Source organism: Streptomyces sp. NPDC002463 (assembly GCF_042889835.1).
GTDB classification, from domain to species: Bacteria; Actinomycetota; Actinomycetes; order Streptomycetales; family Streptomycetaceae; genus Streptomyces; species Streptomyces nymphaeiformis.
Window position 1 is genome coordinate 41,905 of the sequence record NZ_JBIARL010000016.1, and the last position, 25,892, is coordinate 67,796.

Consider the following 25,892-nt stretch of genomic DNA (forward strand, 5'->3'; position numbering starts at 1 on the left):
CCCTCCGGGCCCCGTCCCCCGTGACGGGGCCCGCACCCCACCCGACACGACCGGCCGCGCCGCCCTGACGGGCCGAGCGCGGCCGGCCCCCTCCGTGAGGAGCCTCCTGTGCCGTACACCGACCTTCCGCCGGACCACCCGGCCGCCCGGACCGCGGGCCTCCCGGAGGAGCCGGCGGACTTCGACGCCTTCTGGGACGAGACCCTACGGACGGCTCGGGAGGCCGGGGGCGATCCGGTCGTCCGGCCGGTGTCCGACTCGCCCCTCACCACGCTCGACGCCTACGACGTGAGGTTCGCCGGCTGGGCCGGCCAGCCCGTCGCGGCGTGGCTCCTCGTCCCTTCCGAGGCGGAGGAGCCCCTGCCGACGGTGATCACGTACATCGGCTACAGCGGAGGACGGGGGCGGGTCGTCGACCATCTCCTGTACGCGTCCGCCGGATACGCCCATCTCGTCGTCGACAGCCGGGGCCAGGGCCACGACACCCCCGATCCGCACCCGGACGGAGGCACCCACTGGGTGCACGGGTACATGACCCGGGGCATCGAGTCGCCCCACGCCCACTACTACCGGCGCCTCGTCACCGACTGCGTCCGGGCGGTCGACGCCGCACGCACGATCCCCCACGTCGACCCGCAGCGGATCGTGGTCCAAGGCGCCAGCCAGGGAGGCGGGCTCGCCCTGGCCGTCGCCGGTCTCACCGGCGACCGCATCGCGGGCGCCCTGCCCGATGTGCCCTTCCTCTGCCACATCCGGCGCGGTGCCGAGACGGCCACCGAAGGCCCGTACACCGAACTCGTCGACTACCTCCGCCATCACGCCCCGTACGCGACGGAGCGGGCCTTCGGCACCCTCAGGTACTTCGACGGCGTGCACTTCGCCCGCCGGGCCACGGCGCCCGCACTGTTCAGCGCCGGTCTGATGGATCCCGTCTGTCCGCCGTCCACCGTCCTCGCGGCCTTCCGCGCGTACGCGGGAGAGAAGGACGTCAGGGAGTGGCCCTTCGGCGACCACGCCGGAGGCAGGGGTGCCACCGCCGTCGAGCACCTGCGCTGGCTGCGGGCGCACCCGCGTCTGCGCCCCTCCTGAGACGGCCGCGCGCCGGGTGCTCCGGTGACCAGGGGCGATCCGCCGAAGGCGCCGGTGCCGAGGCTCGGGTGGCTCGCGAACGCGCCAGCTCCTCGGAACCGACGGTCGGGCGGGCGCTTCCATGGCTGTCGGGACGAGAGGCCGTACCTCCCTGCTGGAGGTACGGCCTCTCGTCATGCGCCTTTGCGCGTACGGGGCGGGCCTGTGGAACCCCGGGGGGTCAGCGATGGCGTCGGCACCTGGAGTGCCTCGCTCCGGGTGCCTTCGATCACCTCGAACAGGGAACGCGCGACCTCCTCGCCGAAGCGGTGCACGTCATGGCTCATCGCCGACAGCGGCGGATGCGTGAGTCGGCACAGCTGCGAGTCGTCCCAGGCCAGCAACGACACGTCGTCCGGCACCACGAGCCCCATCTCGGTCGCAACGGCGGCCCCCGCGACGGCCATGATGTCGTTGTCGTACACGATCGCCGTCGGGCGGTCCCGCGTCAGCAGAAGCCCGCGAGTCGCCCGGGCGCCCTCCTCGCCGGCGAAGCCGGTCGACACCTGGCGGCGGCCGTCGAGACCGAGCTCGGCCATCGTGGCCTCGAACGCCCGCGCGCGGATGGCGCTGTGCCCGAGCCCCGCCGGCCCGCCCACGCGGGCGATGCGCCGGTGGCCGAGCGCCGCCAGGTACCGCACGGCGTCCGCGGCCGCCGTTGCGTCGTCCGTCCACACCGAGGGGAAACCGCCGGTCAGCGACGGGTGCCCGACGGCGACCGCGGGCAGCCCCAGTGCCCGCAGCGGGGGGATCCGGGGATCCTCCTGGTGGAAGTCGACCAGGATGGCCCCGCCGATCGTCTTGCTCCGCCACCACTCCTCGTACAGGGCGACCTCCTCGTCGAGGTCCCGCACCAGACGGAGCAGCAGGGAGCACGAACGCTCCGTCAGCACGCTCTCGATGCCGGAGATGAACTCCATGTAGAAGGGTTCCAGACCGAGCAGCCGGGCCGGGCGGCAGACGGCCAGGCCGACGATGCCCGCGCGTCGGCCGGACAGGCTCCGCGCGGTCTGGTGCGGGGCCCAGCCCAGCTCGCGGGCGACCTCGAAGATCCGCTCGCGGGTCGCCCGCGACACCCCCGGGCGGTCGTTGAACGCCATGGAGACGGCACCCTTCGACACGCCGGCCCGAGCGGCGACGTCGTTGATGGTCACACGGGGAGCGCGGGCGCTCACGCCGGGTCCACGCTGAACAGGGCCGCACGGACCCGTTCGATGCCCTCGAGGTCGAGGTCGAGGTCCCCGCAACCGCTCACCCGGATCCTGGCCTCTTCGCCGGGGAGCAGCGTGAGCAGGCCCCGGTCGGCACTTGCCGCCGGACCGAGCCGGTCGGGCTGGAGGAGGAGGTCCCTCACCAGCGTCCGCGCCGTCACCACCACGTCGACGGCCGTGCCCTCACCGGGGACGGCCTCCAGCCGGATGTCGTAACGGGCGGGCAGGTAGGCGAACTCCCGGTCCGGCACCGGGAAGTGCACCGCACGCAGCCCGTCGGCGTCGGCGACGAGGAACTCCTTGGAGGATCCGGGGGCGGGCAGCAGTTCCGCCGGGAGCACCGACCGGGCGACCGAGCGCGGCGCGGCCTCGACCTCGACCACGCCTCTCGCCAGGACGGTGCCGTCCGCGTCGAACCGCCGCAGGGTGACCTGGGCGTGCCAGGAAGCGCCCGACTGGTTGTCGACGGCGAGCACCGGCCCGTCCTCGCCCGGCAGCAGCGTCAGCAGCCGGTCCGCGTACACCCGGCGCAGCTCGTGGTAGAGCGGCTTGAGCCGGCCGTCGCCGTCGATCGCCGCCCACGAGCTCACCGGCCAGCAGTCGTTGAGCTGCCACACCACCGTGCCGGCGCACACCGGCCAGTTGGCCCGCCAGTGTTCGATGCCCGCCGCCACGGCCCGCGCCTGCACCACCTGCGCCAGGTAGTGCCAACGGTCGAAGTCGGTCTCGGGGAGCGGGAAGTGCCGGGCGATGCCCCGGTCCAGTTTGCCGTTGCCGTCCTCGGCCTTCTGGTGATGGAGCATGCCCGGGGAATCCGGGGCGAGGTGCTCGCCGGGCAGCGCGCGGTGCAGCGTCGCGAGGACGGGGGGAGCCTGCCAGCCGAACTCGGCGACGAAGCGGGGGACGCTCGCGCGGTACTCGGCGTAGTCCTGGCGGTTCCAGACCTCCCAGGAGTGGTGGGTTCCGTGGCGGGGGTCGTTTGGGTGGTGGTCCCAGGAGCCCGACCACGGGCTGCCCGCCGTGTACGGGCGGGTTGGGTCCAGCTCGGCGACGATGCGCGGAAGCACGCCGAGGTAGTACCCCTCGCCCCAGGAGTCGCCCGCGAGAGGCCCCTCCCAGTCCCAGTCGCGGAAGCCCCAGAGGTTCTCGTTGTTGCCGTTCCAGAGGACCAGGCTGGCGTGCGCCATCAGCCGGACAACGTTGTCACGCGCCTCTGCCTCGACCTCGCCGCGCAGCGGCTGCTCCTCGGGGTAGGCGGCGCAGGCGAACAGGAAGTCCTGCCACACCATGAGCCCGAGCTCGTCGCAGACGTCGTAGAAGGCGTCGTCCTCGTAGATGCCGCCGCCCCAGACGCGCACCAGGTCGACGTTGGCCTCGGCGGCCTGAAGGAGCCGGATCCGGTAGCGCTCCGGCGTCATCCGGGAGGGCAGCACGTCGCCCGGGATCCAGTTGACCCCGCGTGCGAAGATCCGGACGCCGTTGACGACGAAGGTGCAGCCGGTTCCGTGCGCGTCGGGGGACCGGTCGAGCTCGACGGTGCGGAAGCCGATCCGGCGTCGCCAGGCGTCGAGCGGCCCCTCCTCCTCGTCGAGCAGGGTCACTTCGAGCTCGTACAGGGGCTGGTCCCCGTAGCCGCGCGGCCACCACAGACGCGGCGCGGCCACTTCGAGACGCAGCACCGCCTCGTCGCCGGTGAAGGAGACCTGGCGCTCGGTCTCCGCCTCCTCCCCTCGGACGGTGGCCCGGACGGTCAGCGGCCGGCCGGTGCCGCGCTCCGTGCGCTCCGCCCGGAGCCGGAGCTCGACGCGACCGGTCGCGCCGTCGACCGTGACGAGCGGGCGGACCTCGGCGAGCCGGGCGGTCGACCAGTGCTCCAGGCGCACCGGGCGCCACATGCCCGCCGTCACGACGGTGGGCCCCCAGTCCCAGCCGAAGCTGCACGCCATCTTGCGGATGTACTGGAAGGGTTCGGGGTAGACGTTGGGCCGGTTCCCGGTGAGCGTGCGGACCCGGTCCGCCTCCTCGTACGCCGAGTCGAAGCGCACCTCCAGGCGGCCCGTGCGGCCCGTGACGTCGAAGCGATGGGCGCGGTGCATGTTGCGGGTCGTGCCGAGGACGTCGCCGGCCAGGACGATCCCCGTGGCGGTGTCCAGTCCGTCGAAGACCAGCTCCGTGCGCTCGTGCGTGCTGTCGTGGGTCAACTCCGTGACGTAGGACCACCCTTGCCTGCCGACCCACGCGATCTCGGTCTCGTTCCGGCCGATGAAGGGGTCGGGTATGACCTGCGCGGCGAGCAGATCGGTGTGGACGCAGCCGGGGACGCGGGCCGGGAGCAGCGCGCCCTCGTGGCGCAGGCTCCAGCCCTCGGTCAGCTGGGTGACGTCCTTCATGTGTGCGGCTCCAATCGCCTGACTGCGGCGGGATGCGTATACGACCCGGACAACCTAGCCGTACGCACAGCGGCTGTCCATGAACCGGTAAAGCTCGTTTCGGTTACAGAACGTGCACGGGGGACTCGAATGACAGCGTGATAAGTCACCTCCTTGGCGCCACGGGTAACGATTGGGCATCGTGCGGGAATCCGGAGCTTTACCGGTTCACACGGTCCTGTCATAGTGCCGACATCCCACTTTGACCTGAGCCGTAACCCTGAAGGAGTTGGGCACATGGGGAAGACGAAGACGCTCACGGGCGCGCTTCTCACCGTCGCGATGCTGACCGTGGCGGGATGCAGTGGTGGAGGTGCCGCGTCGGGCGAGACCGCGGCGGCGCCCGCCGACCCGAACGAGGTCTCCGGAGAGATCAAGGTCCTCACCCAGCGGACCGACCTCGTCCAGAACGGCACGCTGAAGCGGTACGCCGCGGAGTTCAACAAGATCTACCCCAAGGTGAAGGTGAAGTTCGAGGGGATCACGGACTACGAGGGGGAGGTGAAGATCCGTATGAACGCCAAGGCCTACGGTGACGTGCTGATGATCCCCGCGGCGGTCGCCAAGAACGACTACCCGAAGTTCTTCGCCCCCCTCGGGCCGACCGCCGAACTCGCGGAGAAGTACCGCTTCAGCGACAAGACCGACGTGGCCGGCAAGGTCTACGGCATCGCCCAGTTCGGCACCGCCAACGGCTTCGTCTACAACAAGGCCGTGTGGAAGAAGGCCGGGATCGCCGCGTGGCCGAAGACCCCGCAGGAGTTCCTCGCGGACCTGAAGGCCATCGGCGACAGGACGGAGGCCGTTCCCTACTACACGAACTTCAAGGACGGCTGGCCGCTGGTCCAGTGGACCGCCAACGTGGGCTCCGTGACCTGCGACGCGAAGGCGACCGACAAGCTGGCCGGCCCGGTGTCGCCGTGGAAGGCCGGGGGAGAGCTCCACGCCATCGACACGCTGGTCTACGACATCGTGAAGCAGGGGCTCGCCGAGAAGGACCCGACCACCACGAACTGGGAGAGCTCCAAGGCGATGCTCGCCGAGGGGAAGGTCGGCACGATGATGCTCGGCTCCTGGTCGATCACGCAGATGCAGGGTGCGGCGAAGGGGGCCGGCGGCTCGCCGGCGGACATCGGCTTCATGCCCTTCCCCGCCCAGAAGGGCGGCAAGTTCTGCGCCACCCTGGTCTCCGACTACCAGCAGGCCGTCAGCGCCTACTCCGAGAACAAGTCGGCCGCGCGCGCCTGGATCGACTGGTTCACGGAGAAGTCCGGCTACTCGGAGGAGGAGGGCGCGGTGCCGGCGGTGAAGTCGGCTCCGATGCCGGAGACCCTCAAGGACTTCGTTGACAACGATGTCACCTTCGTGGAGCGCTCCGAGGCCAAGACGGGATTGGTCAACGACATCGACAACGCAGCCGAAATCGGCCTGAACAAGCCCGACTACCGGCAGAAGCTCATCGACACCGCCCGCGGAGCGCAGGAGGGCGGTCTCCAGGACTTCTTCGCCGACCTGAACAAGAGGTGGGACGAGGCGGCGAAGACCGCCGGTTCCTGACACCGGCGGAGCGGGGCCCGGCCGTACGACATCGGCCGGGCCCCGATCTCCCGCAGCCGCGGACACGAAAGGCCGACATGACCGACACACCTCCTGCCCCCTCCCGGACCGAGCCGACGCGGAGACCGCGTCACACGACGCGGGACGACCGCCCGGCGGGCCCGGTCGCCCTCGCGGCCCGGAAACTCCCGGGCGCCACGAGCACCCGGGGACGCTCCTGGCGCGACTCGCCGCTCCGGCGCGTCACCCCGTGGTTCTTCCTGGCGGTGCCGCTGGCGCTGCTGATCACGTTCACCTACGTGCCCGTGGCGAGCATGATCTCCTACAGCTTCACCGACTGGGACGGAGTGAGCCCCGACCGCGAGTTCACGGGGGTGGACAACTACGTCCAGATCTTCACCCGCCCCGAGCTCTTCCGGGTCTTCTTCGTCAGCGGCTACTACCTCGCCGCGTCCGTCCTCCAGATCGGAGTCGCCCTCTACTTCGCCACGGTCCTGAGCTTCGATCTCAGGTTCCGCAACTTCTTCAAGGGGATCCTCTTCTTCCCCTATCTCATCAACGGCGTCGCGATCGGCTTCGTCTTCCTCTACTTCTTCCAGGACGGCGGGACCCTCGACTCCGTACTGGCCTGGCTCGGTGTGACCACCGATCATCCCTGGCTCGGCGATCCCCCCTCTGCCAACGTGTCCCTGGCGGGCGTGTCGGTCTGGCGTTTCACGGGGCTGAACTTCGTCCTCTTCCTCGGCGCCATCCAGTCCATCCCCGGAGAGCTCTACGAGGCGGCCCAGCTGGACGGTGCGGGCAAATGGAAGCAGTTCCGCCACATCATCGCCCCGAGCATCAAGCCCGTCCTCAGCCTCAGCATCATCTTGGCGGTCTCCGGCTCCCTGTCCGTGTTCGAGATCCCCTACATCATGACCGGCGGCGCGACCGGCACGTCGACCTTCGTCATCCAGACGGTCAAGCTCGCCTTCCAGTTCAACAAGACCGGCCTGGCCTCGGCAGCGGCCGTGGTGCTGCTCGCGATCATCCTGCTGATCACCTGGATCCAGCGCCGGCTCGTGCCCGACGACAAGGTGGACCTGGTATGACCCCCGCCCTGACAACGCGCCGCCGCCGCTTGCCGGTCGGGACCGCGCTGACCTACCTGTCCCTGCTCGCCGCGACGGTGGTGGTCCTGCTGCCACTGGCCGTCGTCTTCCTCACCTCGCTCAAGACGTCCGAGGAGGTCTCCGACGGCGGTGCGCTCTCCTTGCCGGGGGACTGGCTGAACTTCCGGAACTACGCCACGGCGTTCACCGACGGCCACATGTTCGCGGCCTTCGGCAACACCGCCTTCATCCTCGTCTTCTCGGTCGGCGGCACCGTGATCATCGGCTCGATGACGGCCTACGCGGTCGACCGCTTCGACTTCCGGGCGAAGAAGCTCGTCATGGCGCTCTTCCTCGTCGCCACCCTCGTACCGGGCGTCACCACTCAGGTCGCGACCTTCCAGGTCGTCAACAGCTTCGGCCTGGTGGACACCCGCTGGGCCCCGATCCTCCTCTACATGGGCACGGACATCGTCTCGGTGTACGTCTTCCTGCAGTTCATCCGCTCCATCCCCCGCTCGCTGGACGAGGCCGCCCGCCTCGACGGCGCCAACGCGTTCACGATCTACCGGAAGATCATTCTTCCGCTCCTCAAGCCGGCGATCGCCACCGTCGTCATCATCAAGGGGATCACCACCTACAACGACTTCTACATCCCCTTCCTCTACATGCACTCGGAGGACCTCGGAACCATCTCCACTTCGCTGTTCCGCTTCAAGGGACCCTTCGGTGCGCACTGGGAGGCCATCTCGGCGGGCGCGATCCTCGTCATCCTGCCGACGCTCGTCGTGTTCCTGCTGCTCCAGCGGTGGATCTACAACGGTTTCGCGCAAGGGGCCACGAAGTAGCGGCCGCGGCGTCCGCAGGGCGGCTCAGGCCGACGGAGCGGAGGTACTGCCCCGTGGCACGAACCGGGCGTACTCCTCCTCCACGTTCCCGGCCTCCTCGTTCGCGACGAGGGCGAGCAGGGTCCGTGCCGCGCTGGCCCCGTACGCCGGGATGTCCCGGGCGAGGGCGGACAGCGCGGGCCGGACGACCTGGGTGAGCGGCGATTCGTCCCAGGCCACGACGGACAGCTCGCGGGGGATCGAGAGGCCGATCTCCTGGGCCACGGACAGCGCGGCCACCGCCATGATGTCGTTGTCGAAGATCATCGCCGTGGGGCGCTCGGCGGCGATGAGCAACCGGCGGGCGGCGCGGGCTCCCTCGTCACCGGTGTAGTCGGTGTGGACGATCTCCGGGTCGGGCAGCCCCGCCTCCGCGCAGCCCTCGCGGAGGGCGGCGTCCCGGACGGCGGTGTGCGCGAAGCCCTCGGGACCGGCCACCCGCGCGATGCGCCGGTGGCCGATCGCCGCCAGGTACCGCACCGCCTCCCGCACGCTCTCTCCGTCGTCCGACCACACGGCGGGCAGGGAGCCCGCCGTGTGCGGCGGCCCGATGACCACGGCAGGCAGACCGAGGGCCTCCACCGCGGGCACGCGCGGGTCGTCGGTGCGCAGATCGACCAGGAACACGCCGTCCACCCGCCGCTCTCCCCACCAGCGCCGGTAGATCTCCAGCTCGCGCTCCTCGCTGTCGACCATCTGCAGCATCAGGGCGTACGCGCGGTCGGAGAGCACGCTCTCGATGCCGCTGATGAACTCCATGAAGAAGGGCTCGGTGCCGAGGGTGGAGGCCGGCCGCCGCACGACGAGCCCGACCGCCTGGGCGCGAGCACCGCTGAGAGCCCGCGCGGCGCTGTTGGGACGCCAGCCGAGCTCCTCCGCGATCGCCTTGATCGACGCACGTGTCGAGTCGGACACCCCCGGCTGGTCGTTGAGGGCATAGGAGACGGCCACCTTGGACACTCCGGCGCGGAGCGCGATGTCCGCAATCGTCGGCCGCTTCACGCGTGACTCCCAATCTGCACAGGTCTCCCGTCATGGTGACCCTACCCGCAGGGGCACGGGGGCCTGCCAAGTACGGCTCTTGGCGCGGACGCCGGACCACCTCCCGGTCCTCCGAGAGCTCGTCCGACACCCCGGTCGCGCGATCGCGAAAGGCGATCGCTTGACGAGCGCCGGTGGGCAGCGGATGCCGCCGCTGAGGCCGTCGTCGGAGGGAAGGCGGGCCCCGGGGTCCGCCGCGTGGGCAGGCAGCTCAATGAGATGACGCTCGAGCAACAGCGGGCCGGGGCCCGCCGGGCACTGGCTCCGTTCCCACGTGGGGCACCGGCAGTGCACCGCGCCGGCCGTGTCCCGCGCGGGAGCGGGGGAGGAGCTTGAGGGAGACCTCCAGGTTCGCCCACGTCAGCATGACCTGGGCGAAGAGCTCGGATGGCCTGCCACGCTCGCATCCTGGGGGTCGTCCCCCGAAGTGCGGCGTCGTCACTCCTGGAGCCGATCAACTCCGCGAGCGCTGCGGCCGAGGCGTCACCGGTGGCCTGCAGTACGGGCCGCCGGCCGCACGTGGACTTGTGGCCGTACCGAACGGTCTTGACCGGACTCGCTTGGACCTGGACGAGCGGTGACCGGCGAGCCGGGACCGCTCGGTGACCGCGGTCTCTGGTGAGCGGCCGAAGGCGTACACCGGGCGGGTGCTCGATGCCACCACCGTTCTGCCCGGACCGTATGAAACTCCGTGCCGCGACGTGCGAGAAGGTTCAGAAGAGCCCGAGCTTCTTCGGCGAGTAGCTGACCAGCAGGTTTTGGGTCTGCTGGTGGTACAGCAGCCGCACTCATGCTGACCTGCGAAAATCGCGGCGGGCGGGGCTCTCTGGTGGGGGCTGGTCCGGAAATGGTCCGGATCTTGGTCCTGGTGGATCCCAGGCGGAGAGGCTGGCGTGGGATGGGAAGTTCTGGGAGCCATCCATGTCCTGCATGTCCCGTGCGCTCGCCGGCCGGACCCGAGGCTGTGGTCGTCCTATCGCCAAGGTGCCTGGACGCGCTGTGCCTGTTGTTGTGCGGAGGCGGCGTCTGCGCATGCCATGGACAGAGGCGGGAGAGGCGCCCGGCTGCCTGGGTGTCCACCAGCAGTGGGTGTCGGGCGAGAACGCGGCCTTGGGGACGTTGCCGATGGCTTCTGGTACACGGCGGACGAGTCGTGCCGTTCAGTGTCGTCGATCACTCACAGGGAGCGGCGCGAGAAACCGTCGAGGAGGGTGAAGAGCCGGGGAGCTGCCGTCAGGCGGTGTCGGCTGGGGCCGGCTTGGCGGGCACCGCATGGATATTGGGCCCAGAGGAGGTACTGGGCCGGCCACGGCAGATCGATCCCCTCGCGTCCGTCATAGGCCACGATCACCGGCTCGGCCATGGAAGCAGCGATGCCGGTCACCCTCCCGCGCCCCGCATGGTGCAGTTGACCGGCCAGCCTAGTAGTGCTTTGTTAGGTGGTCTTGTCGTGGTGGGTGGGTGGTAGTTCGCTGGCTGTATGAGGGCTGGGGAGCTTGCCGCGGTGCGGGGCCGGTTGGAGGAGTTCGCGGCGGAGGTGTTCGCGTCGTTGGTGCGTCGGGACCAGCGGGCGAAGGGTGCGTTATATCTGCGGGGGCTGCTGCTGGACGGCCGCAGGAAGTCGATGCAGCCGATGGCTGAACGGCTCGGTGTCGATCACCAGCAGTTGCAGCAGTTCGTCACGACCTCGACGTGGCAGGTCAGGGACGTGCGGGCCCGGCTGGCGTGGCGGGCGGTGACGGTCGTGCGGCCGCAGGTGTGGGTGGTGGACGACATCGGCTTCCCCAAGGACGGCCGTTCCTCGCCCGGGGTGGCCCGGCAGTACTCGGGCACCCTGGGGGCCTGTGTCTGAATAACTGTCAGAGTTGATCTGTGCAGGTGTCGTCGCGTGAAAGTAGGCGGGCTTGTAGTTGTGCGAGGGTGCGGGCTGGGGTTCCGGGTAGCGGGGTGACCGCGACGCGGTGCAGGTCCAGGAGGTGGTGGCCGTCTTGGAACTGGTTGGACAGGTTGGTGCGGGTGACGTTCAGGAGCTGGGCCGAAAGTGTGCTGGTGGCGGCTCTGCGGCGGCGCAACAGGGCGGTCAGCAGGCGGTGGTAGTGGTCGAGGCTGCTGGTTTGCGGGTGGAGGTAGCTGCGTGGGCGGCGGAAGCGTCGTTGGAATGCCGCCTCGGCCAGGGCGTCCCAATACGGTCCGAGATGGCGACCAGGTGGTCGAAGGCGGAGCGTGACATGCCGGTCAGGGCCGGGTCGGTGAGCATCGCGGTCAGGGCGGGATCGATTTGTTGTCGGCTCGGTGCCGGCTCGGGGTGCCGGGGTGTGACCGGTGCCAGGGTGTAGTTCCAGTCGCCGTGGAAGGCATGCCGGGTCAGTGGCAGAGCCGCCATCTCCGCGTCCCCGATCTGTACTTCGGTCGGGTAGGTGCTGGTGTCGAGTTCGGCGTGGACGCGCAGTCCGGTGCGGGTGGTCGTCGCGGAGATGGGCTGGACGATGACTTCGTGGCTGGTCAGCGGGCGGCCCCGCCAGTTCATGGTGATGTGGGAGAAGAGGCGGTGCTCGTTCTTGTTCCACTTCGATGTGCCCGGCGGTAGATGGCAGACGGTGACCGTCAGGCCCGTCTCGGCGGCGAGGTGGGCGAGTTCGAGTTTCCAGGCCCGGGTGCGGTAGCCGTTGGAGCCGCCCGCGTCGGGGGTGATCAGCAGCCGTGTCGCCCGCGGGTTGACTTCACCGTCCACCGCAGAGGCGACATCGGATCACCCCGCTCGTCCGGCTCGACCAGTGCCAAAAGAGCCGGCCTCAGCCCCGCATCGAGGTCCGCGAATCGCTTGCGGCCCCCTCCCGGACGCCGCACCCGCCCCAGGGGTTCCTCGCCGGCCTCCAGCTCGAGCACGCCCTTGCGGACCGTCGTCTCACTCACCGCGGCCGCCCGTGCGACGGCCCGGACGCCGCCGTGTCCCAGGACGCGGGCCTCGGCAGCCATCAACAGCCGACGCTGCCGCTCGTCCAAGTGGGGGAACAAAACCTCGAACTTCACGGAGAGCTGGCTACGAGTCTCAACCGGGATGCGCATACCACACCAACGACTCACAGAACGGGAAGCAACACCTTGATTCCCTGTAAGCCCTTAGCCACTCTTTGATGTCGTCGGGTTTGGAGAGCTCCTGGGTGCTTGCTTCGGGGCCATGGTTGTGCTTGGCATGACGAGGGGACGGGGGTGCCGCCGAAGTACATGGTCGATCCGTACGCGGCGATCCGTCGTGATGCGAAGGCCGGTCTGTCGATCCGTGCTCTTCAGCGGAAGTACGGCGTCGGGTTCCTGAACAATGAATCAGCCCGTTTCCCCTGATCAGCGGTCTTACACTCCTGGCTGTGCCTGTTGAATTTCTCTCTGATGACCGGGCTGCTACGACCGGTTCGCTGCCGCTCCGACGCCCGGAGGGCCGGAGAAGTTCTTCCCTCTGGGTACGCAGGTGCCGATGGCTGCGGCGGTCTGGCCTCGCGGCCGGCTGGCGTCCCTGTTCCTCAGAAGGCAGCTGACTCCGTCAGTGTGGGCCGTCGTGCTGCGCGAGGGCGTTTTCCCGCAGGTTCGGTTCCTTGCGGAGTGTCCTGGTGAACCATGTGCCGTAGCGGTCGCCCAGGATGGGCGCTGATGCTCCGTGGAGGATGATGCTCAGGCCCACGGTCACGGCGATGACCTCGCTCAGCAGGGTTTCCCCAGGCAGATGCTCTTCGAGGGCGAGCAGACCGAACACGAGGGATGCAAGCCCCCTCGGGCCGAACCAGCCGATGTACGCGATGGAAGGGGGGCGCAGGCCGGTGCCGGCCAGGGCGAGTGCGACGGGCAGCATCCGGATGACGGTCAGGCTGAGTAGCCCGTAGAGGACCGTGCACCAGGTCAGGTGCTGGAGTGTGGGGCCCAGGATGACTGCGCCGAAGACGAGGAAGCTCAGCGAGGCGAGCAGGAGACCGAGGCGTTCTGCGAACCTTGTGCTCTGCGCGGGGTCCGAGTCGCGGGGAGGGATGCCTGGGCCTGCGGGGGTGCGGCGCAGGTGGATGCCGAAGGACAGGCCGGCGACCCAGGCGCCGATGAAGCCGCTGCCCTCGACCATGGCACACAGGACGTACGCGATGACCGGGACGGCGAGGACCAGGAACTGTCGCCAGTCGGAGTTGCTCCACCCTCGGGCGAGCGACCATCGCGACAGGCTCGCCCCGGTCCAGCCGGCCGCGATTCCGATCGCGCCGCTCAGCAGCAGCGCACGCAGGAACGTCTCGGCCACGCCCGGATGCCCGTTGCCCTCGCCCGCCGCGGCGAGTGCCAGGACGAAGAACGGAAGGGCCAGGCCGTCGTTCAGACCGGATTCGACGGTCAGGCCGCCGCGGACCAGCGGGGGCACCCGCTTGTTGGAAAAGGCCTGCTGCCCGAGCGCGGCATCCGTCGGCGCGAGGATGACGGCGGCCAGGGCCAGCTCCCACACGCCCAGGCCGGGCAGCAGCGGCCAGGCCACCAGCCACCCCAGAGCCATCGTGACCGGCAGGCCGACCGCGAGCAGCCGCAGCGGCAGGAACTCCTCCCGGCGCAGGTCCCGGGCCCTGATCCCCGCCGCGTCCGCGAACAGAAGGAGCACCAGCGCGCTCTCCAGGAGCGTCCGCGTGACCTCGGGATCCTTCGCCCGGTCCAGCAGGTCCAGGCCCAGTGGGCCGATCGCCAGACCGACAAGCATGAACACCAGCGGTCCCGAGAGCACCGTGGTCGACAAACGCCGTGAGAGCGCCCCGTAGCCGACGACCGCACCCCCGGCGACCACGACGGCCCAGCCGTTCATCCGCACTCCTCACCCCGCCTCGCGCAGAGAGGCGAAGTCCGACCCTATGGTGGCGCCCGTCAGATCTGCGGGAACCGTGCTCCGAACGCCGCCAGCTCGGCCCGGTCGGCCCAACGCGGCAGCATCGAAAGGGACGGGACACGCCGATCCCATGACGCTGTGCATGGCGACAGGTCCGGGGATCGGGTGGGCGCGTCCTCAGTCGACGGGCTCCACGGTCGGGAAGGTCCAGGTGCCGTCGAGGATCTCCGGGCGCGGCCGGTAGAGGTGGACGGTGTAGTTCCAGCCGTCCATGATGCGCAGGCAGTTGGGGCGCCCGTCGGCGCACCCTCCGAGGTTGATGACGACCGAGCCGTCCGGCTCCCTTTGGGCGTTGAACTGGTTGAGGACGCATCCGCCTTCGCTGCTGTCCTCGAAGTAGCCGTCGGCGTTGTAGGGGGAGAGCGACCAGAAGCCGTCGACGGGCACGTCACCGACCACGATGCGGTACTTCCCGACGGGCAGGCCCGGCTCGACCAGCAGGTAGAACGCCTCGCTCTAGGGGAGGCCGGCCCAGCCCACGGCCGTACCGATGAGGTGCCGAACAGGATCGACGTCCTCACGGCGGCCGAACATTCGCTCAGTTCCGGGCAGGGTCCGGCCGAGCACGGCAAGCGCGTCCCGTACGGCGCTGAGGGTATCCTCGTCGTAGTCGGGTACGACGAGGGGTTCGGCCGACCCCGCGGACAGCCTCAGACCGTCCTGCAGGGCGTTGGCCTCGGCGACATCGGCGGGGTTGCCCGGGTCAACCAGGACGCGCATCGTCAGGAGTACGTGGCGGGTGCCGTGGTCGTCGATGGTGAGCCGGTGCTCGCCGGGCGTGTGGATGACCTGGGTGACGTAGTGGTCCTGGCTGAGAACCATGAGCGACGCGTAGCGTTGGCCGCTGTCCGGCATCGTGACGGTGGCGCCTTCGGTCAAGTCCAACACGGCGAAGCTGTACAGCGTGTCGCGGTTCATCCGGACCGATGTCTGCTGATCGAGCGGTGTCGGCACCCGGCTGTGGTGCCACTGGTTGACGCCACCGCAGACCACCATCAGCTTCGCCATCGCACGGTTGGATTCGGCCCGGACAAAGGTTTCGACCGTCACCTTGACCTTGTCGCTCATGGCCGGTGCTCATTCCCAGGGATCAAAGTTGTTCACCCCGTCGACGCAGTCCTGGTACATGTTGGCCAGGTTGTCGGAGGTGACGTGCGCCAGGCCGTGGGTGGTGATGGTCAGGTCCCGGTCCAGCGTCCGCGCCTTGTACGTCCAACCCTCTGGCAGAGTGAGGTGCTCGACCAGGCGTGGGAGCGCCGATTCGGTCAGGCTGTGATCCACGTGGTCGGTGAAGGTCTCCATCACCCAGGTGATCTCGTCGGGCGATCTCAGCAGGAAGACCGGCCGCCCGCTCAGGAACGTGTACGCGTTGGCCCGGTGGATCTGCATCGGGCGGTAGGCCAGCGCCGTCCCGGAGATCCGTTGCGGAGTGCGGGACCAATGTGGTGACCGCCTCGCACCAGGCGTCGATGGATTCCACATCTCTCCTTCCCGGTCGGCGCCCGTAAGGGAGCCGCTTGACGCGCGGAGGCCTGGTGTCGTCCGGGTCGCCTTTGGGTCACCAGGGTCGGCTGCTCATCGCTGGTCTTGCCCTGGTGGCTCTGTGGGAGTGCGTACGGCGAGCAGCGCGAGGTCGTCGGAGCCGTTGCTGGGACGGTTGTCGGCGAGTGTCCGGACCAGGGAGGCGAGCGGCTCGCCGAGCGCGGTGGCGGCGGTCGCCGCGACCGTGTGCAGTCCTTCCTCGAGGTGCCGGGCCGGGTGTTCGACCAGGCCGTCGGTGAACAGGACGACGATGGATCCCCCGTGGCAGCGGGTAGGTGTGATCGGTGCGCGGGTGGTCCGGATCCACGCCCAGGGGTAGACCCGGATCCGTTTCCAGATACCGGGCACGTCCGTCGGGGGTGAGCAGGAGGGGTGGCAGGTGTCCGGCACTGCTCCAGTGCAGCCGACAGGCATCGTCGGAGGGCTCTATGCGGGCCAGGCAGACTGTGGTGACGGGATTCTCGGTGATCGCCTGGAGGGGCTGGACGACCTGCGTCAGGACGGCACTCGGCGGGGTCCGCCGGTCGTAGAGCACGGCGCGAAGCATGTTGCGGGTCTGCGCCATGGCTGCCGCGGCCCGCAGGTCGTGGCCCCCGACGTCTCCGATGACCGCCGCGCAGGCGCTGTCGGGCAGCAGCATGGCGTCGTACCAGTCCCCGCCGAGGTAGTCGGGGGCGGACGCCGGCTGGTAGACCGCTGCGGCGGTGAACGGGTGCAGGTCGGGCAAGCTCGGCAGGAGAAGGCGCTGGAAGCGTTCGGTGGCACTGCGCAGTTGTTCGTAGAGGCGGGCGTTCTCGATGGCCAGGCCCGCCGCTCCGGCCAGGGCGATGAGGACCGTCTCGTCGTGGGCGTCGAACGGCTGACCGTCGCGCCGGTCGGACAGGTACAGGTTGCCGTAGACCTGCCCGCGCACGCTGATGGCGACCCCGAGAAGACTGTGCATGGGCGGGTGGCCGGGCGGAAAGCCGACCGATTTCGGGTGGTGCGCGATCTCCTCCACGCGCAGCGGCTCGGGGTGGCGGATGAGGTGCCCCAGCAGCCCGCCCCCGCGCGGGAACTCCACGCCGGACAGATCGGCCCGCTCATCCTCCGTGAGCCCGACGGGGATGAACTCCGACAGGCTGTCCCCCTGCTCGGCCAGTACGCCCAGTGCGCCGTACCGCGCGTCGACCAGCTCCATGGCGGTGCCCACGATCCGGCGCAGCACAATCTCAAGGTCGAGGTCCCGGCTGACCGCCAGCACCGCTTCCAGCAGTCGCCGCATCCCCCGTTGGTCGCTGCCCAGCTCCGTGATCTGCTCGTCCGTGAGCTCCGTGTGGATGTTCTGGTCCACCTGTGGTCCATGCAGGCCGGGGGACACCCACCGCGGGCTGTGGTGCTCGTCCATCCGCTGGCGCCTCTCCACCCCGTTCCACGTGGAGCGTTTGCCGTCGGCATCCTTGGGAGCCTTTCACTCAGGATGCCGAGTGCTGAGCCTCGTACCGCCATGGGGCTCGGCACATCGGCGCAGCACGGGTCAGTCGATCGCGAACCAGCCGCGGACTTGGGCCTCGTGGTCGATGAAACGCTCGCCGGAGACGTCGACGACGACCTTGTCGATCGTGCCCCCGGTGAAGCGGAACGGTGCCCGGTAGTCGGGCGTGACCGGCGAGGCGTCGTCGCGGCCCACGCAGATCCCGTCCCCGACGACGCAGAAGTAGCCGGGCTGGGTGACGATGTCACCGCTGCCCACCTGCTGGTCGTCGATGTAGAGGGTGAGCGTTCCGGCCGTACCCGGCATCGCGGGATCGGCGTTGCGCCCGCTCGCGGTGAACTCGGCCGTGAGCACGTGCCTGCCCGGTGTGATCTCACGGTCGGATTCCACGTGTTGCAGGTGGGTGCCCACCCAGTTGAACGCGTAGTGCAGGCGCTGGTTCTTGACGTAGAGGCTGTGCCCGCCGGCGATGCCGCCGTGGGCGTACACGACGCCCTCGGCGTCGGCCGACTCGATGTCGACCCCGGCGGCGATGGTGTACGACCGGCCGCTGATCACGACGCCGGACTGTTCGGGCACCGAGGCGCAGTCGGGGTAGTAGACGTAGCGTTCGCGCGGGGGAGTGCCATGCGGGCGCTCGGCCAGGGCCTGCTCGAGCGCGGTACGGTCGTCGAGCGGCAGCCCGTGGTAGCGGCCCGCGTAGTAGTACCACAGGCTCTTGAGCGTCTCGAGCCGTTCCGGCTCCCGTGCCGCCACGTCCGTGGACTGCGCGCGGTCCTTCGTCAGGTCGTAGAGCTCCCACCGGTCGTGCGCGAAGTCGCCCCAGCCGCTCAGCGGCGGGTGGACGGTACAGGCCAGCCATCCTTCGTGGTAGATCGATCGCTGCCCCAGCATCGCGTAGAACTGGGTCTGCTTGCCCGGCACGGTGGGGTCGGTGAGCGAGGCCGCGAAGCTCTCACCCTCCATCGGGGTCTGCGGGTACCCCTTCAGCACGGAGGGCGGCTCGATGTCCAGCAGCTCGTAGAGCGTCGGGACGACGTCGACCGCGTGGACGTACTGCTGGCGGACTTCGCGCTGGGGCTCGATCCTGGCCGGCCACGCGACCAGGCACATGTCGGCCACGCCACCCTCGTAACCGGCCCAGCGCTTCCAGTAGGGGAACGGGGTGTCGAACGCCCACGCCCAGCCGGTGTTGTAGTGGTTGTAGGAGGCCGGGCTGCCGAGTTCGTCGATGTGTTCCAGGGACAGCTCGGTCGGAGTGTTCAGGCCGTTGAAGAACCGCCACTCGTTGAACGTTCCGTCAGGCCCGCCCTCGCCGCTGCCGCCGTTGTCCGAGACGGCCACGATGATCGTGTTGTCGAGCTCTCCGGCCGCCTCCAGGAAGTCGATCACCCGGCCGAGTTGGTCGTCGCTGTACGAGACGTACCCGGCGAAGACCTCGGCCATCCTGATGAACAGCCGCTTCTCGTCCGCGCTGAGCGTGTCCCAGGGGCGGACGGTGTCCAGCCTCGGCCACGGCTGCCCGTCCGGCCCGGTCACGTCCGGCTCACCATGGGGATTGATCGCGGACAGCTCGGTGTCCTTGGGCAGCAGGCCGATCTCCTTCTGACGCCGGAGGATCTCCGGTCGGATCGCCTCGTAGCCCTCGTCGAACACACCCTTGTAGGCGTCGGCCCATTCCTTGAAGACGTGGTGCGGTGCATGGGCCGCGTCCAGCGACAGGTACATGAAGAACGGCTTGTCGGGCTCGACGACCTTGGCGTCACGGATGAACTCGATGGCCTTGTCCGACAGATCCTTGGCGATGTGGTAGCCCTCTTCGGGAGTGGCCGGCGGCTCGGTCCGGTGGTTGTCGTGGACCAGGTCCGGATACCAGCAGCTCGACTCGCCGCCGAGGAAGCCGTAGAACCGCTCGAAGCCGCGCCCCAGAGGCCAGCGCCCTTTGTACGCCGCCATGCTGGTCTCCTCACCAGGGGTGAGGTGCCACTTGCCGACGCAGTACGTGTTGTAGCCGCGCTCGGCCAGGACCTCGGAGATGAAACCGTTCTCGAACGGGATGCGGGTGGAGATCCCGGGGAAGCCGGAACTGAACTCGGCGATGGTGGCCATGCCGTTCGACGTCGCATTGCGGCCGGTCAGCAGCGAGGCGCGGGAAGGGGAGCAGAGTGCGGTGGTGTGAAAGTTCGAGTAGCGCACGCCCATGTCCGCGATCCGCGACATCGTCGGCGTTCTCACCGGGCCGCCGAAGCAGTCCATCGTCGCGTAGCCCACGTCGTCCCAGGCGATCACCAGCACGTTCGGGGCACCCTCGGCTGCCTTCGGCGCCAAGAACGGCTCCCAGTCCGGCTCCGAGTCGTGGATGTCGAGGGAGATCCTCCCCCTGAAGTCCTTCGCCATGCCCTGCTCCTCTGCCGATCGGTTCCGAGTGACTGCCGTCCGGGTTCCGTGCGCATTCGGCCCTGCCGGATCGTCAACTCCCTTACGACCGAGGTGACGCTGCGGTGGCACGACCAGGCCAAGGTGCAGGCCCAGAGCTCGGCTCGGGCCAGATCCTCGCTCCTCTTCAGGGTGCCGGGTTCTTTGAAGGAGGCGCGCTCGCGGTCAGTGCTGCGCCGCCGGTCTCGCGCGTAGCGGGCCGGCGGCGGCGGATCAGTCCTGCTCGGCTGTTCTGGTCGTTCCGGCGCACAGTGCCCAGATGACGAAGGCGTCGATGGCGATCAGGACGATGGCCCAGAACGGGTAGTAGGGCAGCCACAGGAAGTTGGCGATCATGCCGAGTCCGGCGAGGGCGATGCCGATGATGCGCGCCCACAAGGCGCCGCTGAAGAGGGCTATACCTGCCAGGACGATGAGGATGCCCAGGATGAGGTGGATCCAGCCCCAGCCGGTGGTGTTCATCTTGAAGGCGTAGTTGCGGGTGACGACGATCAGGTCGTCCTTGGCGATGGCGGCGATTCCCTGGAATATCGCCATGGCGCCGCCGAAGATCATCAGAACTGCGGCGAAGAAGGTCCAGCCGGTTGCGAACCGTCTTGGGGAAGTCTGGCCACGCGCTCCGCTGACGTTGCCGGCCATGTTCGGGCTCCTTCGAGAAGACCTCGTCGCCGGATCGGGCGACCTGGTCGGAGACTCCATACCCAGGCTGCCACGACGGAGGCCGGGCAGCACCTTGGGACTGCGCGATGCCTGCTTGCTTGGGGCCCGTCCGGCGGTGTCTACGGCGGAGGGTTGCGGGCGAGGCCCGGCCGCTGGTGCGGACTGGGGCGTGTGGCGGATTTGTCGGGCCGTCAGACCGGCATGCAAAACCATTACGCGGCCGGACGAACGGTCGTGGGAGCCACCCCAATACTCATGTCGTATCGGCGAGTTCGCGTGCTTCAGCAGCACCCCGCTACTCGAGATGGCCTGAGTGGCCGTCTCTGGCGACAACTGCTTCCCGTCAATGTGGTTGGTGGGTCCGGTCGGCTCGCCGGTCCGGCCGGTGGCGGCCATGAGTGCGCGAGTACGGAGAGGAGGATCAGCACCAGCAGCAGAACGGTCCGCACCGTCGGGTAGCTCCACAGCGCGAGAACCAATGAGAGCACGAGTACCACGCCGAGGGCGATCCAGCGCCGGTAGGTTTCCGTCCAAGTGCCGACCCGTGCGGTGTGCACTCCGTGGGCACCGCCCCAGCGTGCGGCGGAGTCGGCCATACCGTCCGCCTTCCCGCGCACGGCGCGCGGCAGACGGCCGGTACCGGACAAGTACACCCCGAGGGCCACCACCGCGATGACCGGCCCGATGACGAGGACAATACTGGCGCCGGCCGCGCCCAGCGCCGTGGTCACCAGCGCGCGGCGGCGCCGACGGGCGAGCAGCATGCCGATCGCGCCCAGCACCACCGTGAGGACGGGCAGCCAGTTGCCGAGGACGTCGAGCGGGTGTGCCGCGCCCGGGATCTTTTCCAGCTTGTCGGACTTGAAGTGCACCATCTGTTCGTTGACTGTGGGGATCTCCTCCGCCGGTGCGAGGCCGGCGTGCACGAGGTCCTGCCTGACCGTCTCCACGGCGGTGCCGACGTCCAGATGGTCTCGAACCTGTCGCTCTCGACGAAGTGGGTGTCGCCCCCTTGTTGACCACGCGGTCGACGGCGTCGTCCAGTTTCGGGCCGAGGGACTTGATCCCTGCGGCGGTGCGGGGCGGCAGATCCTGGGACTGCAGCCAGGCGGCGACGTCCGAGGTCACCTCGTTGCAGTTCACCCTGACGTCGACGGCTTGGGTCATGCGGTTCACGGCGGCAGCCTCGATCCGGGTTCGTCATGAGGGGGGGCGACGGACGAGACGTACCTGTCGGTGTTGAGGACGATGTCGTGCATCCAGACGGTGAGCAGGGAGGCCGGCACGAGGATGCAGGTGAGCGTGATCAGCCGACCGAGAGGGTGCTCATCGCGATCCGTCCCGCATGTGAGGCACCCGTCCGGCCCTTTGGGACGGGACGTGTGCCGGTGCCTCATGGGGGTTCGGACGGAGTCGGCTAAGGCAGGCTGCTCATGGCGCTCCAGGGGCTTCTGCGGCCGGGCTGCCGGGCACCCTCCATCGGGATGCACTGCAACGGGTGTCGCACCTGCGGCTACATCTCCCGAGCGAGTCTCCCGGAGACACACCATTCGGTTTCGCCGGCCTTCCCCCAGGTGCGGCAAGCTGCGGTCAGCCTTCCTTCGGCCACGAGGAAGCAGAGAGGCCGCACACATGACGCGAGACGCACCCTCCTGCTGCACCCCCGGTCGCCCTATGGGCGTGCCCGGCGAGTCAGAGCCGTCCGTGCCCTCGGCACCGCCGGCCGGGCGTGCCGGCGCGAAATCCACCGGCCCGCAGGCGATCCGGCTGGACGGTGGCTGGTTCCGCATGGGCAGCGATGACGCGCTCGCCTACCCCGCGGACGGTGAGGGTCCGGTGCGGCGCGTCCGGGTCAGCCCTTTCGCCGTCGATCCGCACTGCGTCAGCAACGCCCGCTTCGCCTCGTTCGTGGCCGCCACCGGCCATGTCACCGACGCCGAGCGCTACGGGGCCTCGTTCGTCTTCGGCGGCCTGCTGCCCGACGACTTCCCGCCCACCCGGGCGGTCGCCGCCGCTCCGTGGTGGCGCGAGGTGCTCGGAGCCGACTGGAGGCACCCGTACGGCCCCGGCTCCGACCTCGACGGGCGCGCGGAGCACCCGGTGGTGCACGTCTCCTGGAACGACGCGTTCGCGTACTGCACCTGGGTCGGCCGAAGACTGCCCACCGAGGCCGAATGGGAGTACGCCGCCCGCGGCGGGCTGGAACAGCAGCCCTTCCCGTGGGGCGAGGAGCTCCGTCCGGGTGGCCGGCACCGGATGAACGTGTGGAACGGCTCCTTCCCCGACCACAACACCCTTGAGGACGGCTACTTGGGCACCTGCCCGGTGGACGCCTTCCCCCCGAACGGCTACGGCCTCCACAACATGACCGGCAACGTCTGGGAGTGGACAGCCGACTGGTTCCACCCCGTCTGGCACGCCAACGGCCCCCGCGAGGACCCGACCGGCCCACCGACCGGCACCGCGCGCGCCCTTCGCGGCGGCTCCTACCTCTGCCACGCCTCGTACTGCCGCCGCTACCGGGTCTCCGCCCGGATGCCCAACACGCCCGACTCCTCCACCGGCAACATCGGCTTCCGCTGCGCAGGCCCGGCTGGTGGATGAGCGGCACGGAGGACCCTCTCTGCGGTCTCGGGTCACGTGCGTCGGCAGACCTGCACCGTGGGAGACTGCGGCACGCAGAGCAGCGCGTGCTCAGGTCGCTCGCCCTGGCCGAACGGTCCGCAGCGCAACCAGATGGCGGGCGTCGCGGTCGAGCACGACGCCCCCGCGGCCCCCAGCCCAGTTCGACCTGGCGACCGCGGCCACAGGCTCGGATCAGCGCCGGTCCCGGCGGTCCTCCCGGCGGTCCTCCCGGTCATCCCGGCGGTCCTCACGCCGGTCACTGCGGCGACCGACCCCGTGGGCGACGACAGCCGCAGTGCCCACGACAGCCGCTGTGCGAACGACGGGTCGGTCGATGACCCCGCGTCGTCCTCTGCGCATGGGTCCGAGAGGCATCTCATTCTCCTTCTTCGTCGGCTTCGATCGAGGCCAGGATGGCCTGGATCGGAATGCGTCCGTTGGCGATGAGCTGGCCTCCCGCGCGGCGGGCGGCGGAGGCGAAGGGCCCCGCCCACACGTTCTCCCAGACCAGCACTCCGGCTGTCGTGCCGGGCTCCATGGCTGTGGCCAGGTTGACCACGTCCTCTTCCGCGAGCAGGCCGGCCAGCTGCGCCTCCGCGGCGCGCAGTTCGCCGACGCTGTCCGGGGCATCGACCTCCATGACGTCGATCTCGCCGTCTGCCCCCTTCGTCAGGATGATCAGGTCCAGGACCCGGATGGTCCCCGAGGTGACCAGCTTGTCGAGCTCTTCGGCCATCTCGCCGGTGAAATGCGAGGTGGCCGGCGGGAACTCGACCACGACGTAGTCGACCGGCCCCAGTTCGTCGGTGTCAGGTGACGTCATGTCTGCGTTCCGTTCTCTTGATGAATACCCGTTCGAGGTCAAGGGCCTCTTCGGCTGCCGGCAGCACTGAGACCTCACGCTTGGGCTTGCCTGCCTCCTGGCCCCGCCGACCACTGAGGGCGCACGTTGATGAAGATTCGAAAGGGATGAGCACGGTGGCCCCGAAGTAGTGGCAGGACCAGCGGAGGAAGTCGGCGATCACGGCAAGCCCGCGGGCGTGATCCCGCGCTACCGGTACAACGCACCATTGGCGAGGGCGATGAGGATGCCCAGAGTGAGGTGGTTCCGCCTGCCTGTCATTGAGGTACAAGCCGTATCGGCCCTGCCGAGAGGAAGCGGGAGCCGTCTTCGGTGGTAGGCGTGCGCCCCTCGGCCGACCCACCAATTGCCAGCCTCGCACGGTAGCGCTACACCCGCATCCTGGCCGAAGTCCCAGTCCGGAGGCGGCAGATGCCGTCTGTTCGCCCGTCCGTACCGACGACGCCGCTCAGCCCGCCCCCACCATTGGCGCGATCACGGCCGCGCACATAGTGAAAGGCTGTGCGGTGAGGAGGCGCTCTGCATCACCGCTGGCCATACCGCCTCGCTGCGTGTTGACTCGTCTACGGAGCCCTGAGGCAGTCCGCCAGACCCAGGGGGATGGCGAACGGGAGCCCACTGCGCTTGCTCGCTCTCGCGGGAGGGACGACGACGTACTTGACACGTCCCACGTCCATGGGTGCGCGCCCTCTTCCCCCACAGTCAGCCGGCGAGCACCTTCTCCTTTGCGCGCTCGTACTCCGCGGCCGTGATGTCGCCGTGGTTCTTGAGGTCGGCGAGCTTGCCGAGCTCCTCGGCGTGACCGGTCGTCCCGCCGCTCTCGGTGGCGGCCGCCCGTACGTATTCCTGGAACTCCTGATCGTTTCTGCGTGCCCGTTCCAGCTCACGTTGGCCCATGCCCTTACCCCGGGCGATGAGGTACACGAAGCAGCCGAGGAACGGCAGGATTACGACGAGGATCGTCCAGCCGGACTTGCCCCATCCGCTGAGCGAGTCGTCTCTGAATATGTCGCCGATGATGCGGAAGAGCAACATGAACCACATGACCCACAGGAAGACCCACATGATGGTCCAGAACACGTTCAGCAGCGGATAGTCCATGATCGTTCCTCCTGGGCAGTGACGTGATGGGTCCGCTGACGGCCCATGGCGATGCGGATGCGGTCTTCGGGGCCGGTGTAGTGGTCCGCGTCGCTCGGTCCCGTGCCGATCTTGACCCAGTGGATGTCGCTGGCGGAGAGGAAGGGCAGCGTGTGCTCGACACGTCCCTCACCACGCTGTCGCCGTCGTAGTACAGCGAGACGGTGCTGCCATTACCGAGGCCGCCGTCCTAGGTGAATTCCATGCGGACCTGTCGTGTCCCAGATGGCAGCGGCCGATCGGCCTCGACCCGTGAGATCTCCAGGTGCATAGGTTGTACGCGAACTTCGCCCGGCCGTGTTTGGGGTAGAGGCTACGGCCGTCGAAGCTGCCGCCCTGGGCGAGCATGACGTCCTCGACGGGGCGGTCGGTGGAGGCGATTTCGGCGGTGAAGGCGAACGACACGTTCTTGACATTGACCAGGCTGCTCTCGGTCAGTCGTCCCATCCCGCGGATCTCGGACATGAGCAGTGCCTTCTTTCCAGGTCACCCCGGTTGGGCCATGCTTTGCCCTGTTCCTATTGTGCGTGGCGGCGCGCTCGGGCGCCTCACCAGTCCTGGGTGAGGGTCCGGTGGGAAGTGGGCGGCCAGTTCCCCTTCTACCCCGGTCAGGCGCCGGTCGAGCAGGCCAGGTCGTGCCTGGTGCCTCAGGTCCTGGCGCAGTTTCCGGAGCCGAGTAGAACCATGGGGGAGCCGAGAGCAGAGCCGATGACGTCGTCGATGCCTGTGTGAAGGAAGTCCTCTCAGCCCGGCAGCTGTCCCACCACACGCAGTTCCGGCGCCGTCGTGGACGTGCAGCCGACCGATGTCACCGGCGGGGGAAGGGTTGAGCACGCCCTCCGGAGTGTCCAGGGCTTGCACCGCCGTGGCGGGGTCGTTCACGGCGGGGGACAGCGCGCGCAGGGC

At 69.1% G+C, this 25,892-nt stretch carries 22 protein-coding genes and 2 pseudogenes; 7 read left to right on the forward strand and 17 right to left on the reverse strand.

The genetic code is table 11. The features are described from left to right. The first annotated feature begins 108 nt into the window (after positions 1–108). Positions 109–1,089, forward strand: a complete 981-nt coding sequence (locus ACFYX3_RS29080; protein ID WP_389019342.1) for an acetylxylan esterase — start codon at positions 109–111, stop codon at positions 1,087–1,089. 173 nt (positions 1,090–1,262) lie between these two features. On the opposite strand, the gene ACFYX3_RS29085 is transcribed toward ACFYX3_RS29080, so the two are convergent. Together ACFYX3_RS29085 and ACFYX3_RS29090 are read right to left on the reverse strand one after the other, a co-directional pair. After that, on the reverse strand, positions 1,263–2,303 hold the full coding sequence (locus ACFYX3_RS29085) for a LacI family DNA-binding transcriptional regulator (protein WP_389019345.1): 1,041 nt from the start codon (positions 2,301–2,303) through the stop codon (positions 1,263–1,265). Beyond that, on the reverse strand, positions 2,300–4,729 hold the full coding sequence (locus ACFYX3_RS29090) for a glycoside hydrolase family 2 protein (RefSeq protein ID WP_389019348.1): 2,430 nt from the start codon (positions 4,727–4,729) through the stop codon (positions 2,300–2,302). Before ACFYX3_RS29090 ends, ACFYX3_RS29085 begins: the two co-directional genes overlap by 4 nt. A 276-nt stretch (positions 4,730–5,005) precedes the next feature. Here ACFYX3_RS29090 and ACFYX3_RS29095 point away from each other — a divergent pair, with 276 nt between their 5' ends. The 3 genes from ACFYX3_RS29095 to ACFYX3_RS29105 all read left to right on the forward strand — a co-directional run bounded on the left by ACFYX3_RS29095 (position 5,006) and on the right by ACFYX3_RS29105 (position 8,264). Beyond that, the gene (locus ACFYX3_RS29095; protein WP_389019351.1) at positions 5,006–6,325 is read left to right on the forward strand and encodes an ABC transporter substrate-binding protein; all 1,320 of its coding nucleotides are present in this window, start codon (positions 5,006–5,008) and stop codon (positions 6,323–6,325) included. A 77-nt stretch (positions 6,326–6,402) separates the two neighbouring features. Beyond that, the gene (locus ACFYX3_RS29100; protein WP_389019354.1) at positions 6,403–7,416 is read left to right on the forward strand and encodes a carbohydrate ABC transporter permease; all 1,014 of its coding nucleotides are present in this window, start codon (positions 6,403–6,405) and stop codon (positions 7,414–7,416) included. Continuing rightward, positions 7,413–8,264 carry a carbohydrate ABC transporter permease gene (locus tag ACFYX3_RS29105; RefSeq protein WP_389019357.1) on the forward strand — a complete coding sequence of 284 codons (852 nt, stop codon included), beginning with the start codon at positions 7,413–7,415 and terminating at the stop codon, positions 8,262–8,264. Before ACFYX3_RS29100 ends, ACFYX3_RS29105 begins: the two co-directional genes overlap by 4 nt. Before the next feature lie 24 nt (positions 8,265–8,288). On the opposite strand, the gene ACFYX3_RS29110 is transcribed toward ACFYX3_RS29105, so the two are convergent. After that, positions 8,289–9,305 carry a LacI family DNA-binding transcriptional regulator gene (locus tag ACFYX3_RS29110; RefSeq protein WP_389019361.1) on the reverse strand — a complete coding sequence of 339 codons (1,017 nt, stop codon included), beginning with the start codon at positions 9,303–9,305 and terminating at the stop codon, positions 8,289–8,291. Between the two features lie 1,519 nt (positions 9,306–10,824). Here ACFYX3_RS29110 and ACFYX3_RS29115 point away from each other — a divergent pair. Then, positions 10,825–11,196, forward strand: coding sequence for a transposase (locus ACFYX3_RS29115; RefSeq protein WP_389019364.1), 372 nt, complete (start codon positions 10,825–10,827; stop codon positions 11,194–11,196). Between the two features lie 7 nt (positions 11,197–11,203). On the opposite strand, the pseudogene ACFYX3_RS29120 reads toward ACFYX3_RS29115, so the two are convergent. Next, a pseudogene (locus ACFYX3_RS29120) lies at positions 11,204–12,410 on the reverse strand (ISAzo13 family transposase). A gap of 144 nt (positions 12,411–12,554) precedes the next feature. Between ACFYX3_RS29120 and ACFYX3_RS29125 the strand changes: the two are divergent. Continuing rightward, positions 12,555–12,686, forward strand: coding sequence for a hypothetical protein (locus tag ACFYX3_RS29125; RefSeq protein ID WP_389019368.1), 132 nt, complete (start codon positions 12,555–12,557; stop codon positions 12,684–12,686). Positions 12,687–12,882: 196 nt separating this feature from the next. On the opposite strand, the gene ACFYX3_RS29130 is transcribed toward ACFYX3_RS29125, so the two are convergent. The 9 genes and pseudogenes from ACFYX3_RS29130 to ACFYX3_RS29170 form a co-directional block, all read right to left on the reverse strand. Continuing rightward, positions 12,883–14,166: a cation:proton antiporter gene (locus tag ACFYX3_RS29130; RefSeq protein ID WP_389019370.1), complete on the reverse strand. Its 1,284-nt coding sequence runs from the start codon at positions 14,164–14,166 to the stop codon at positions 12,883–12,885. A 198-nt stretch (positions 14,167–14,364) separates the two neighbouring features. Next, on the reverse strand, positions 14,365–14,646 hold the full coding sequence (locus tag ACFYX3_RS29135) for a DUF1214 domain-containing protein (protein ID WP_389019374.1): 282 nt from the start codon (positions 14,644–14,646) through the stop codon (positions 14,365–14,367). Positions 14,647–14,703: 57 nt separating this feature from the next. Continuing rightward, a complete protein-coding gene (locus tag ACFYX3_RS29140) occupies positions 14,704–15,315 on the reverse strand; it encodes a DUF1254 domain-containing protein (protein WP_389019377.1) in 612 nt (203 codons plus the stop codon). Positions 15,316–15,324: 9 nt separating this feature from the next. Then, positions 15,325–15,636 (reverse strand): hypothetical protein, encoded by a 312-nt coding sequence (locus ACFYX3_RS29145; RefSeq protein WP_389019380.1) that lies wholly within the window; start codon positions 15,634–15,636, stop codon positions 15,325–15,327. 186 nt (positions 15,637–15,822) lie between these two features. Beyond that, entirely contained in the window at positions 15,823–16,203 is a 381-nt protein-coding gene (locus ACFYX3_RS29150; protein WP_389019756.1) for a SpoIIE family protein phosphatase, read from the reverse strand. Further along, positions 16,106–17,176 (reverse strand): annotated as a pseudogene (locus tag ACFYX3_RS29155) (PP2C family protein-serine/threonine phosphatase); the annotation flags it as partial. The pseudogene ACFYX3_RS29155 and the gene ACFYX3_RS29150, both read right to left, overlap by 98 nt. Positions 17,177–17,305: 129 nt before the next feature. Then, entirely contained in the window at positions 17,306–19,660 is a 2,355-nt protein-coding gene (locus ACFYX3_RS29160) for a sulfatase-like hydrolase/transferase (protein ID WP_389019383.1), read from the reverse strand. Positions 19,661–19,912: 252 nt separating this feature from the next. Then, a complete protein-coding gene (locus tag ACFYX3_RS29165; protein WP_389019386.1) occupies positions 19,913–20,338 on the reverse strand; it encodes a hypothetical protein in 426 nt (141 codons plus the stop codon). 302 nt (positions 20,339–20,640) lie between these two features. Continuing rightward, positions 20,641–21,309, reverse strand: a complete 669-nt coding sequence (locus ACFYX3_RS29170; RefSeq protein ID WP_389019389.1) for a hypothetical protein — start codon at positions 21,307–21,309, stop codon at positions 20,641–20,643. A gap of 682 nt (positions 21,310–21,991) precedes the next feature. Here ACFYX3_RS29170 and ACFYX3_RS29175 point away from each other — a divergent pair. Beyond that, complete coding sequence (locus ACFYX3_RS29175; protein ID WP_389019392.1) at positions 21,992–22,963, forward strand: formylglycine-generating enzyme family protein; 972 nt, start codon at positions 21,992–21,994, stop codon at positions 22,961–22,963. Positions 22,964–23,360: 397 nt separating this feature from the next. Here ACFYX3_RS29175 and ACFYX3_RS29180 read toward each other — a convergent pair whose 3' ends face one another. From ACFYX3_RS29180 to ACFYX3_RS29195, 4 genes are all read right to left on the reverse strand, one after another. Beyond that, positions 23,361–23,807, reverse strand: a complete 447-nt coding sequence (locus ACFYX3_RS29180; RefSeq protein ID WP_389019395.1) for a DUF6325 family protein — start codon at positions 23,805–23,807, stop codon at positions 23,361–23,363. 741 nt (positions 23,808–24,548) lie between these two features. Next, the gene (locus tag ACFYX3_RS29185) at positions 24,549–24,947 is read right to left on the reverse strand and encodes a PLDc N-terminal domain-containing protein (RefSeq protein WP_389019398.1); all 399 of its coding nucleotides are present in this window, start codon (positions 24,945–24,947) and stop codon (positions 24,549–24,551) included. Between the two features lie 168 nt (positions 24,948–25,115). Then, complete coding sequence (locus ACFYX3_RS29190; protein WP_389019401.1) at positions 25,116–25,451, reverse strand: hypothetical protein; 336 nt, start codon at positions 25,449–25,451, stop codon at positions 25,116–25,118. Positions 25,452–25,472: 21 nt separating this feature from the next. Next, positions 25,473–25,868, reverse strand: coding sequence for a hypothetical protein (locus ACFYX3_RS29195; protein WP_389019404.1), 396 nt, complete (start codon positions 25,866–25,868; stop codon positions 25,473–25,475). Positions 25,869–25,892: the final 24 nt, after the last annotated feature.

Excerpts from the sequence above, each read along its gene's own strand:
- ACFYX3_RS29090 (WP_389019348.1), bottom strand. The coding sequence starts at position 4,729 with ATGAAGGACGTCACCCAGCTGACCGAGGGCTGGAGCCTGCGCCACGAG.
- ACFYX3_RS29095 (WP_389019351.1), top strand. The coding sequence starts at position 5,006 with ATGGGGAAGACGAAGACGCTCACGGGCGCGCTTCTCACCGTCGCGATG.
- ACFYX3_RS29100 (WP_389019354.1), top strand. The coding sequence starts at position 6,403 with ATGACCGACACACCTCCTGCCCCCTCCCGGACCGAGCCGACGCGGAGA.
- ACFYX3_RS29105 (WP_389019357.1), top strand. The coding sequence starts at position 7,413 with ATGACCCCCGCCCTGACAACGCGCCGCCGCCGCTTGCCGGTCGGGACC.
- ACFYX3_RS29115 (WP_389019364.1), top strand. The coding sequence starts at position 10,825 with ATGAGGGCTGGGGAGCTTGCCGCGGTGCGGGGCCGGTTGGAGGAGTTC.
- ACFYX3_RS29130 (WP_389019370.1), bottom strand. The coding sequence starts at position 14,166 with ATGAACGGCTGGGCCGTCGTGGTCGCCGGGGGTGCGGTCGTCGGCTAC.
- ACFYX3_RS29140 (WP_389019377.1), bottom strand. The coding sequence starts at position 15,315 with ATGAGCGACAAGGTCAAGGTGACGGTCGAAACCTTTGTCCGGGCCGAA.
- ACFYX3_RS29145 (WP_389019380.1), bottom strand. The coding sequence starts at position 15,636 with ATGCAGATCCACCGGGCCAACGCGTACACGTTCCTGAGCGGGCGGCCG.
- ACFYX3_RS29150 (WP_389019756.1), bottom strand. The coding sequence starts at position 16,203 with ATGCCTGTCGGCTGCACTGGAGCAGTGCCGGACACCTGCCACCCCTCC.
- ACFYX3_RS29160 (WP_389019383.1), bottom strand. The coding sequence starts at position 19,660 with ATGGCGAAGGACTTCAGGGGGAGGATCTCCCTCGACATCCACGACTCG.
- ACFYX3_RS29165 (WP_389019386.1), bottom strand. The coding sequence starts at position 20,338 with ATGGCCGGCAACGTCAGCGGAGCGCGTGGCCAGACTTCCCCAAGACGG.
- ACFYX3_RS29175 (WP_389019392.1), top strand. The coding sequence starts at position 21,992 with ATGACGCGAGACGCACCCTCCTGCTGCACCCCCGGTCGCCCTATGGGC.
- ACFYX3_RS29180 (WP_389019395.1), bottom strand. The coding sequence starts at position 23,807 with ATGACGTCACCTGACACCGACGAACTGGGGCCGGTCGACTACGTCGTG.
- ACFYX3_RS29185 (WP_389019398.1), bottom strand. The coding sequence starts at position 24,947 with ATGGACTATCCGCTGCTGAACGTGTTCTGGACCATCATGTGGGTCTTC.
- ACFYX3_RS29190 (WP_389019401.1), bottom strand. The coding sequence starts at position 25,451 with ATGTCCGAGATCCGCGGGATGGGACGACTGACCGAGAGCAGCCTGGTC.